Here is a 2,523-nt window from a genome sequence, read left to right as displayed (position 1 = left end):
CCCTCGGCGTACTGCGCCACGTCGTCTGGAATCGCCATGTAGAGTCGCCGCGTAATCACCCATCCGCTCTGGCCCCGGGCGTTGCGCACCAGGCTCCAGTCGTCGGCGGGCAGCGCCCGTTCGGCCTGGGCCTTGGCCTCTTTATCGGCGGCGATCGACTGCAAGACTTCGGGAGGTGTCCGGGAGAGTTCGCGCCAGTTGGAGGGCAGTGCCGGAGCCGGCGGCGGGGGCGGCGGCTGATACTTCGCTTCGGCACGCTTGTGGGCGGCCGCAGGCGTTTTGGGCTTGACCGGAAACAGCAACTTAGGTTGAGACGGCGTGCGCGGGGAGAGGGTGTGCGCTACCACATCCACTTTTTCACCTTCCTTGATTTGCAGAAAGCTGGGCGAGAAGCGATCCGGCTCGGTATGCACATTCAGCAGTTCATAGGTGCTCGCCAGGCCCTGAGAAGGCAGGGTGCGGGCGCGCCGCTCGACGGAGATCAAATCGGCGATTTCTTTGGAGCTGAGCAGAAGGTGATCTTCGGTCCAGCCTTCCGCGCCGCCGGGCGTGCGTACCTTCATGAAGCGGCGGCGATGCTGGACGATTTCGAGCCGGTCGCCGTGTTTGGCGGTAGCCACCACCGGTGCTTGCAGCGGAATATCCTTGCGCAGCAGCAGCGTGGCCGGCCCGGCGTAGGCTTCTCCCAGCGAGGGAGCGCGTCGATCGTGGCTCTGGCAGGCCGCCAGGCCCAATATAAAAAGAAGGAGACAAACGGGTAGGTGTTCCCGCATGAGCCGCAGACCCGCCTGAGTAATAGTGTATCAGCCGCGCGTCTAGTGTCTCCCACTCGTCTCATAAACTGATCCTGCATTGTGAGACAGGCGTCCTCGCCACAGCTGTCCAAATTAGATGGACACCTCCGGTGCGGAGATTGATTCTATTGGATAGATTTGCCTTAAAAGCGCAGGTCGGAGGGGTCGGTTGTCTGTCTGCATATGCTGTCCAAATGCCGGGCGTCAGGCGAACTCCAGGGCGAGCTGGGCTTCCATTTCGATCACCACGGGTGGACCGATGAAAGGATCGTCCAGCCATTGGTATAAATCGCGATAAACAAACAATTGCTGACGCAATAGGGCCAACAGATTGGACAAGGACCAGCCATAGCGCGCTTTCAGTTTGAGCCAGCGCAGCAGGAGCATGGCAATCAATGCGGTCCAAATCTGTGTCCGCACCGCCTTCTCGCTGGTGCCCACAAAAGTTTTGATTTTCAGCAGTTGCTTCAGGCTTTTGAAAAAGGTCTCGATCTGCCAGCGCTCCCGGTAGATCCGCTCGATGGTGGAGGCGGCCAACCGCAGGTGGTTGGTCACGAACACGAACTTCTCTTGCCGCTCTTCATCCCCCACTTCGATCCGCCGCAGCCGCAGTCCTTGCTCCCCCAGTTGTCCGTACCCCAACAGGGTAATCTCCTGGTCGACCAGAATCCGTTGCTGGTGCAACGCGGGGATCGCGCGCTGGGTTTCCACGCGATACTTGGCATCTTCCCGCAGTCGGGTCACGAAGTAGACGCCTTGCGTGGTGAGTTGCTGCCACCAGGCGTAATCGGCGTACCCTTTGTCCATCACCACTATGGTTCCGGGCTCAAACTGCAAGCTCCGGGCCACCGTGATGTCGTGTTTCTTGCCGGTCGTGATCACGGCGAACTTCGGCAGGTAACCGTCGTGATCTAGCATCAGATGGACCTTCACCGCACCCTTGACGCGTTGAAAGTGTGCCCAGTCGAACATCGAAATGCACAGCCCGATGGTGGTGGAGTCCAGCGACACCAGCTTGTTTCGGAAACGGAATTTATGGCCCGGACGCACCTCCTGTTCACAGCGATGCAACAAGGCGTAAAACTGGTCTCGATAGACTTCCCAGGGCCGATGCCCGTTGGCATAGGCCAGCGTGGTTCTCTTGGGGGAATCCAATAGCCCCAGATGCTTCAGCTTGCCTTCGCACGCCGCCAGCCCTTGACAGATTTCTCGTAACGAATGCGCACGCGCCAACTGGCAAAACAGCATCGCGACGAACTGTCCCCAACAGGTGAACCCGCGGGCGTGCCGCTCGGCCTTATGCGCCTTGACGAAGCCCTCGAATTCTGATCTTGGAAACAGCTTCAAAAGCTGACTGAAAATGCTGCATACTCGATTCAAGGCGGTGCCTCCTGGTTGTTTGCTCGTTCTTGCGGAACTGCACTCAACCTAACAGAGGTGCCGCCCTGAATTAAAATTCTAATTTGGACACGTGTGGCGTCCTCGCCTGTCTTTTTGCGGGTGCGGAGGCCTTCGCGTCGCGGTTGATTACCACTTTCGCTTCCTAACTCTTCTTCAGATTGTCAATCAGATACTCTGCCGTGCGCAACGTAAATGCGAGGATCGAAATCGTGGTGGTCTTGTCTGTGCAGTTGGGGAACACGCTCGCATCGCAGACGTACAAATTAGGAACGTCGTGCGCCTGTCCGAAGCGATTAGTAACAAAGTGTTTCGGGTCACTCCCCATGCG

The 2,523-nt window shown here is 58.4% G+C and carries 3 protein-coding genes; all 3 read right to left on the bottom strand.

All coding sequences use genetic code 11. From position 1 onward, the window contains the following. Positions 1 to 773: SH3 domain-containing protein (locus VK574_RS06525; RefSeq protein ID WP_472799020.1), on the bottom strand; the 773-nt coding region annotated here is incomplete at its 3' end. Between the two features lie 225 nt (positions 774 to 998). Next, positions 999 to 2,174, bottom strand: a complete 1,176-nt coding sequence (locus VK574_RS06520) for an IS4 family transposase (protein ID WP_472799019.1) — start codon at positions 2,172 to 2,174, stop codon at positions 999 to 1,001. Positions 2,175 to 2,337: 163 nt separating this feature from the next. Then, positions 2,338 to 2,523, bottom strand: a 186-nt coding sequence (locus VK574_RS06515) for a GMC oxidoreductase (RefSeq protein ID WP_472799018.1), incomplete at its 5' end; no start/stop codon positions are given.

The organism is Occallatibacter sp. (genome assembly GCF_035317045.1).
GTDB lineage: Bacteria > Acidobacteriota > Terriglobia > Terriglobales > Acidobacteriaceae > Telmatobacter.
The sequence above is the reverse complement of the archived record's forward strand: the minus strand, read 5'-3'. Positions and strand labels throughout refer to the sequence as shown.